The sequence below is a fragment of the Tissierella praeacuta genome (assembly GCF_040396155.1).
Lineage (GTDB): Bacteria > Bacillota > Clostridia > Tissierellales > Tissierellaceae > Tissierella > Tissierella praeacuta_A.
This window is the reverse complement of sequence record NZ_JBEBOY010000078.1, coordinates 1-7,657: the sequence shown is the minus strand read 5'-3', so window position 1 is coordinate 7,657 and position 7,657 is coordinate 1. Positions and strand designations below refer to the sequence as shown.

Sequence of the window (7,657 nt, the reverse complement as noted above, 5' to 3'; positions counted from 1 at the left end):
TGTGGCGGCATAGAAAGTTAAACTTTTTGTGTCTAAGCTATTGACACAAGTCCAGTAATTAAAATTTGTTATCTTTTATCTAAAAATATAAATGAAAGGAAAATAAAATTAATGAAAAAATCCTCAATAACCAAAATCATTTTCTTAATTACTTTCTTAATAGTTTCCACATTTTCTATTAAATACGTTATATCTGGAAATATAAATACATCAGAAAAGCAACAAACAAATATAGTACGTAATGGTTCTAAACATCAGAAATTTATAGCTTTGACATTTGATGATGGTCCCCACCCTCAATATACTCCTGAAATCCTAGATTTACTAGATAAATATAATATTAAGGCTACTTTTTTTGTTTTAGGGCAGTTTGCAGAACAATATCCTGATATTATAAAAAGACAGGCAAAAGAAGGACATGAAATTGGCAACCACACTTATTCCCATATAAATATACAACAAGTTCCTAAACAAAAAGTAAAGGAAGAATTTGATAAAACTCAAGATATTATTTTTTCTCTAACTGGTATTAAATCTAAAACATTTCGACCACCTTACGGATCTTATGATGACAATATAATAAAAATTATCAGTGATGAATCATGTAATGTTATACTATGGTCTTATACTCAAGATTCTAGAGATTGGAGCAATCCAGAAGTTGAAAAAATAGTTTCCAATACCATTTCTAATATAGAAAATGGAGACATCGTCTTATTACATGATTATGTATACTTTGAAACTAGTAATACTGTAGAAGCTTTAAAAATCATTATTCCTGAATTAATTGATAAGGGGTATAAATTTGTCACTATATCTCAGTTATTGGAATTATCTATAAAATAAAATCTTCTTCAATAATAGATAATACAAAAAAAGGCATATATTATGCCTTTGCCAGATTTTTTCTCATTTCCTCTATTATTTTTTTCTCTATTCTTGAAACCTGTACTTGGGATATGCCTAGCTGAGCTGCCACTTCCGTTTGGGTTCTATCTTTGAAATATCTTAAAATAATTACTTGTCTGTCCCTAGGCTTCAATTTTGCTAACATATCTTTCAATACTATATTATCAACAATATCTCTATCTTCCTCTGACTCATTACTAATCTTATCTATTAAATATAAAGGTGAACCATCATTTTGATGTACAACATCATAAAGATATTCTGGATGATATGAAGCTTCTAGAGCCATTACTATATCTTCTTTATCCATTTGGATTTCCTCTGATATCTCCTGAATAGTAGGTTCTCTCCCAAGCTCTTTAAAGAGCTTTTCCTCTGCCCCTTTAGCCTTTGATGCCGTCTGTTTCAACGATCTACTTACTTTAACTAATCCATCATCTCTTAAAAACCTTTTAATTTCTCCTATTATCATCGGTACTGCATAGGTTGAAAATCTTACATCATAAGAAGTATCAAATTTATCAATAGCCTTTAATAAACCTATACTACCTATTTGAAATAAATCGTCTACTTCATAACCCCTATTCATAAATCCCCTTAGAACTGATCTAATAAGTCCTAAATTAGAAGATACCAATATATCTTTAGCTTCCATACTGCCATTTTGTGACTCTTTAATAAGTTTCATAGTCTCCTCATGGGATAATAAAGCCCTATTTTCACTACTTAGACTCATAGTATCTACTCCTTATCCGAAAGGCTTTTAAATCTTTTCGTCATCTTTACCGTAGTACCTTTTCCTTTAATACTTTCCACTTGTAGGCTATCCATAAATGTTTCCATTACTGTAAAACCCATGCCTGATCTTTCCATATTTGGTTTAGATGTATAAAACGGCTCCCTTGCCCTATCTATATCAATAATACCCATACCTCTATCCTCAATTATTATCTCTATTTCATTATCAATAATTCTAGATTCTACAATTACTATTCCCTCTCTGTATTCATATCCATGTATAATAGCATTAGTAACCGCCTCTGATACAGCTGTTTTTATATCCGATAATTCTTCCAATGTTGGGTCTAATTGGGAAGCAAATGCTGCTACTACTACTCTTGCAAAAGATTCATTATTAGATTTACTTAGGAACTCCAATTTCATATAATTTTTTTCCACAATTTTCATCTCCTTTATAAACTTTCATTTGCTGCTTCAATTGTTGGATATACACTGACTATTTTTAATAGTCCAGACATCCTAAGCATCTTATCTACATATGCATTGTCACTTACTATAGCCATTGTTCCCTTTTTCTCTACACAATTTCTATATCTGCCCATAATAAGTCCAATTCCTGAGCTGTCCATAAAGGTTAATCCTCTTAAATCCAATATTATGTTTCTAAGCTTTGGATCGAAATATTGTTGGTCTATTTTTTCCCTTACATTTTCAGTAGTATGATGATCTAATTCCCCTTTAAATTGTACCAATAAATTATTTTTGTGTTTTTCTACTGATAGATACAAAAAATCCCCTCCTCCTATTTCTTATAACTACTATATTCTATATAAAGAGGTATTTCTCCTTCAAAGAATATTGACTATTTTTGTTATTAAATGAAAAAAAGAGTCTAAAAAGACTCTTTTTATTATACTTTTTTTATTACATTCTTTTACATGCTTCCACTACATGTGATAATAGAAGTGATGTAGTTACAGCACCAACTCCCCCAGGTACTGGTGTAATCTTAGAAACTATTTCAGATACTACTGGATAATCAATATCTCCACTTAATTTTCCTTCATTATCTAAACTAACTCCAACATCTATACAAATTGATTTTTCGTTAAAATACTTATTATCAAAGAACTTTGCCTTACCCAGAGCCGTAACTACTATATCAGCTTTACTTGTTATCTCATGTAAATTCTTAGTTCTAGAATGACAAATAGTCACTGTTGCATTTTTTTCAAGCAACATCATAGCTAAAGGCTTACCTAATACCATGGATCTATTAACAACTACTACATTTTTGCCTTCCAATTCAATATTATTATAAAGTAGTATTTCCATAGCCGCCTTAGGTGTACAAGGTGTAAACCCAGTCATATTTCCTTCAAATATCTTCGCTAAATTCAGAGGATGCATACAATCTACGTCTTTAGCAGGAGATAATGCCTGTCTTATCCTTGCCTCATCAATATGTTTTGGTAACGGTCTAAATATAAGTACTCCTGATATTGAATTATCTTGATTTAGCTCTTCCATAAATTTCACTAATTCATCAGTTGTCATATCCAAATTTCTTTCAAATACTTTGGATTTTATTCCAATTGCATCACAATTTTTAATTATACTTTTTTCATAAGAAATATCATCTGGATTATTTCCAAGCCTAACAATTCCTAAAGTTGGTACCTTACCTGCTTTAGCAAGTTCCTCAATATCCTTTTTCATATTTTCCTTGATTTGGGCTGCCACAACATTACCTTTTAAAATCTCTGCCATCTAACAACACCTCTTTCATCTATTGCCTACAATTAAATTGTAGTGTAATTCAAATTATAACATATCTTCCTTTTTATTCAAGAAGTCACCGGGAAAATACATTCAAATATAGTGATTGTAATAGTTATTCTTATATTAGCGTTTTATATTTTGATACTTTCTAAATTGAATCTTTTATAGGCCTATTTGGATCTAGTCTAGATAAAGCTAATCCTGTATAACCAAAAATAACTGCAATTATTGGATTAATTAAACCTAAAAAGTGAAATCTACCATATTGAAATGCACTTACGCCTAAAGTAGCAAAATAAACTGCACCACAAGTTGACCATGGAACTAATCCTGATGTTAAAGTGCCTGCATCCTCCAGTGTTCTAGACAAATTTTTCGGATGTAAGTTTAGTTTTTCAAATACTGGTCCAAACATTTGCCCCGGAATTACTATAGCCATATACTGGTCAGCTGCCATAAAATTCATAGCAATTGATGATATAACTGTTGATAGAATAATGCTGCCTCTTTTCCTGACTTTCTTTAGTATTGTTTCTAATATCGTATCTATTACCCCTATTTGTTTAATAAGTCCTCCAAAACTTAAAGCACAGATAACTAAGGCAGTGACCTCAAGCATTGATGTCATCCCACCTCTATTTAAAAGTTTATCTACTAATGCATTCCCTGTAGTAACTTCAAATCCATACATAATATAATATAATGTGTTTTTCAATCCATGACCTTGGAATAGAGAAAACAGTATTCCAACGACAGTGCCTCCTATCATTCCTGGTACAGCTGGTGCCTTAAAAACAATCATTAAAACTACTGTTAGAGGTGCTATAAATATCCACGGAGTTATGATGAACACACTTTCTATAGATTTAAGAACCGAAGAAATTACTTCAATATTTACTGAAGTATTCTTATAATTACTGCCAATAATCCCAAAAATACTTATTGCAATTAAGAAACTAGGAATAGTAGAGTAAAGCATATGTCTAATATGATCAAATAAATTAGTACCTGTTACTGCAGCAGCTAGATTTGTACTATCAGATAAAGGAGAAAGCTTATCTCCAAAAGATGCTCCTGTCACTACTGCACCTGCAGTAATAGCTGAAGGAATACCCAGTGCAGTCCCTATCCCCATAGCCGCTGTTCCTATAGTACCAGCAGTTGTCCATGCACTTCCAGTTGAAACAGAAATAACTGAGCAAATAATTGGTAATAAAAATAAAAACATATTAGGTGTAAATAATTCTAATCCATAATATATTAATCCTGGTACAATTCCTCCAGCTATCCAAGCTCCAACTAACATTCCAACTATTAGAATAATAAAATTAGCCTGCATTACCATGGCATTTGAATCAATCATTGCTTTTTCCATGTCATCCCAGGAATGACCTAGGTATTTACCAATAAAAGCAGTAATTACTGATGCTGCAATTAAAGGTATATGAGGCTCTACTTCAAAAATTATTACACCTGGAAGCATAAAACCAATTAATGCAAGAAATGGTACAAATGATAAAAATAATGATGGTTTTTTAACTTCTGATAATGTTTTATCCATACTTACCTCCCTAAAATTTATTTTTATTAAATTTACTTTAAATATTTAGATATGCAATACTTATACCACATTAATTCATTAATTGGATTAAGCTACTAATAATAAAATATGAACTTTACATATCCTATACTTCTGCTGATTCTGTAAGGCATTTGCTGCTTATCTTTAAATATCAAATCTTATAAAAATAAACTATATAAAACTTTAAATTAGCAATATTTTAAAATCATAAATTAATTCTTATATAAAAATGCCCTTATTTAAGCGATTTGCTCAAATAAGGGCATTTACAATTATAAAATATTATTTAAAATAATTTGATTATTTCTCATAAACAATAACGCCTCTCTTAGCTAGTTCGCTAACCATTTTCTCAAAGCGTTTTCCTACAAAAATATTTTCTGGTTCAACTACTCCTCTCATTCCACCATCATCATGTGCAATAATCATTGCTGCTATTGATGATGGATAGGCAGTTGTTCTTTCCATAGATGTGATTCCTATTTCTTCATCACTATAATCTAAGAGCTCATATGATTTCTGTATATATTTTCCATCCTTTAATCCTTTTCCTACTACATATAAGTAAGTAAAATCCCTAACTCCAGGTATTTTCTTCATTAAATTATTTAAAATTATTTCTGAAGAATCTCTTGGAATTACTTCTATTCCATCTACATTTATTGGCTCCTTACTAAAGAATCCAGAATCATTTAAAATTTGCATTGTTTGATAATGTCCTGGATAACGTAATGTATATTCAGCAGCCTTTTTAACACCTTTTTCTAACATAGTCTTATTTAAACTATATAAACCATCTGTCTTTAGTGCATCAACTACGCCATAACCAGGAATTAAAAATGTTTCCAAATTATCTAGTGCATCTTCTACTGCTAGTTTTCCATCTTCAATTACAGTCGGTGGAGTTAAATATAGATCTAAAAGAGCTTCAACATTAAATAAAATCATATAATCTAATGGAGCTACCCCTAATTTAGTAGGTAATCCTCCACAATAGATTGCTGCTTCCTCTAACTGATCAAACTCATATGCAAGCTGACCTGCACAAATATTTCCAAACCCAGGCACTATCCCTAATCCTGGGATTGCTAAAATATTTGCTTTTTTCAAATCTTCATCAAATTCATAATGTTTTTCCCACATCCAATAATCTGTAAATATAGCCTTTTTATCCTTAGTCTTACTTAAAGCATTATAAAATCTTTCAGTAATCTCCCATGTATGAGGTAGACTGTTGACAATTACATCAACCTTTGACATCAAAGAAATAGTTTCTTTTTCATTATAGATATCAAATTTCTCTACTGTAAGCTTGTTATCTTTAATAAGATTCTTAGCTATCTCTAAGTTCTCATTATCAATATCTCCTATTATTACTTCACTATCTTTCTCAAACTGTAAAATATCGTATGCAACTGCTCTTCCTTGAAGCCCACAACCTAATACTAAATATTTCATAATATATAGCCTCCCTTTTTGTTTATCTTCTTTAACTATTAATAAAGCAAATATCATGCCAATGAGATAACAAGGTAACCATGCTTTAATCAATAAAAAAATACTACTATTGCTGCCCTTATATGGGCAATAGTAGTATTTTTTAGGCAAATTTAGTATAATTTATCTCATCAATTTTAAGTTTCTTAATTTTATTCTGTAAAGTTTGCCTTTTAATATTTAACATCTTTGCGGTTTTAGTAACATTCCATCTACATCTAATAAGTTCTTCCAATATTATCTTTCTCTCAAAGTCATCTATTATATCATGATAAGAACCACTAACAGGTTTATAACTAAACTCCTCATCAATTCTATCTCTTTCTAATCTTTCCAATAAATAATATGGAAGATGATTTAATTTTACCTCTTCACCATCATCTATAGTCATCATAATATACTCTATAACATTAATTAACTCTCTAACATTTCCACTCCATTCATAACTTTGAAAAAAATTTGAAACATCCTTCGATAATTTTAGTGACTTTACATTAAATATTGAGCTATATTGATTAACATACTGTTTCATAAGCAAAAATATATCTTTTTTTCTCTCTCTTAATGGTGGTATACATATATATAAAGTATTCAATCTAAAAAATAAATCTTGCCTAAGTTTATCTAATTCAATAAGTTTTGACGGCTCTTCATTAACTGTTGCTATAATTCTAACATTAATCCTTTTCTCAACAGTCCCTCCAACTCTTCGAATATATTTTTCTTGTAATACTCTCAAAAGTTTTGCTTGTAAATAAATAGGAAGGGAATTCAATTCATCTAGAAGTAATGTTCCTCCATTAGCCTGCTCAAATAATCCTTCTTTATCTATGGCTCCTGTAAAACTACCTTTTTCAGTACCAAAGAGAATAGATTCAAGTAAGTTTTCAGGAATTGCAGCACAATTCTGAGCAATAAATGGCTTATCCCTTCTACTGCTTATATTATGAATACTTTGTGCAAATATCTCTTTACCAGTTCCCGTTTCTCCATAAATCAGCACATTAGATTCATAGCGAGCCATTCTCTTTACTTTTTCAATTAATTTTATTATATTTTTATCACCGGTAATAAAATCATCAAAACTATAATAATTAACCTGTTGTGCTAGTAAATTTGAGATTAGATAAATTTACCAATTATTTT

At 30.2% G+C, this 7,657-nt stretch carries 8 protein-coding genes; 1 reads left to right on the top strand and 7 read right to left on the bottom strand.

The genetic code is table 11. The features are described from left to right. The first annotated feature begins 111 nt into the window (after window positions 1–111). A complete protein-coding gene (locus ABWP20_RS18005) occupies window positions 112–846 on the top strand; it encodes a polysaccharide deacetylase family protein (RefSeq protein ID WP_353097724.1) in 735 nt (244 codons plus the stop codon). 40 nt (window positions 847–886) lie between these two features. Here ABWP20_RS18005 and sigF read toward each other — a convergent pair whose 3' ends face one another. The 7 genes from sigF to ABWP20_RS17970 all read right to left on the bottom strand — a co-directional run bounded on the left by sigF (window position 887) and on the right by ABWP20_RS17970 (window position 7,583). Further along, entirely contained in the window at window positions 887–1,645 is a 759-nt protein-coding gene (sigF, locus tag ABWP20_RS18000; RefSeq protein ID WP_353097723.1) for an RNA polymerase sporulation sigma factor SigF, read from the bottom strand. Window positions 1,646–1,650: 5 nt separating this feature from the next. Next, window positions 1,651–2,088: an anti-sigma F factor gene (gene spoIIAB, locus ABWP20_RS17995; RefSeq protein WP_503012555.1), complete on the bottom strand. Its 438-nt coding sequence runs from the start codon at window positions 2,086–2,088 to the stop codon at window positions 1,651–1,653. A gap of 14 nt (window positions 2,089–2,102) precedes the next feature. Beyond that, a complete protein-coding gene (gene spoIIAA / locus ABWP20_RS17990; RefSeq protein ID WP_353097720.1) occupies window positions 2,103–2,438 on the bottom strand; it encodes an anti-sigma F factor antagonist in 336 nt (111 codons plus the stop codon). A 136-nt stretch (window positions 2,439–2,574) separates the two neighbouring features. Continuing rightward, the gene (locus tag ABWP20_RS17985; protein ID WP_353097719.1) at window positions 2,575–3,420 is read right to left on the bottom strand and encodes a bifunctional 5,10-methylenetetrahydrofolate dehydrogenase/5,10-methenyltetrahydrofolate cyclohydrolase; all 846 of its coding nucleotides are present in this window, start codon (window positions 3,418–3,420) and stop codon (window positions 2,575–2,577) included. Between the two features lie 160 nt (window positions 3,421–3,580). Further along, window positions 3,581–4,993, bottom strand: a complete 1,413-nt coding sequence (gene nhaC / locus ABWP20_RS17980) for a Na+/H+ antiporter NhaC (RefSeq protein WP_353097717.1) — start codon at window positions 4,991–4,993, stop codon at window positions 3,581–3,583. Window positions 4,994–5,314: 321 nt separating this feature from the next. After that, window positions 5,315–6,472: a saccharopine dehydrogenase family protein gene (locus ABWP20_RS17975; protein ID WP_353097715.1), complete on the bottom strand. Its 1,158-nt coding sequence runs from the start codon at window positions 6,470–6,472 to the stop codon at window positions 5,315–5,317. Between the two features lie 142 nt (window positions 6,473–6,614). Continuing rightward, complete coding sequence (locus ABWP20_RS17970) at window positions 6,615–7,583, bottom strand: sigma-54 interaction domain-containing protein (protein ID WP_353097725.1); 969 nt, start codon at window positions 7,581–7,583, stop codon at window positions 6,615–6,617. Window positions 7,584–7,657 lie beyond the last annotated feature (74 nt).

What these genes read in the sequence shown, in the direction of transcription:
- ABWP20_RS17985 (WP_353097719.1), bottom strand. Translation starts at nt 3,420, where the DNA reads ATGGCAGAGATTTTAAAAGGTAATGTTGTGGCAGCCCAAATCAAGGAA.
- sigF (WP_353097723.1), bottom strand. Translation starts at nt 1,645, where the DNA reads ATGAGTCTAAGTAGTGAAAATAGGGCTTTATTATCCCATGAGGAGACT.
- ABWP20_RS18005 (WP_353097724.1), top strand. Translation starts at nt 112, where the DNA reads ATGAAAAAATCCTCAATAACCAAAATCATTTTCTTAATTACTTTCTTA.
- nhaC (WP_353097717.1), bottom strand. Translation starts at nt 4,993, where the DNA reads ATGGATAAAACATTATCAGAAGTTAAAAAACCATCATTATTTTTATCA.
- ABWP20_RS17975 (WP_353097715.1), bottom strand. Translation starts at nt 6,472, where the DNA reads ATGAAATATTTAGTATTAGGTTGTGGGCTTCAAGGAAGAGCAGTTGCA.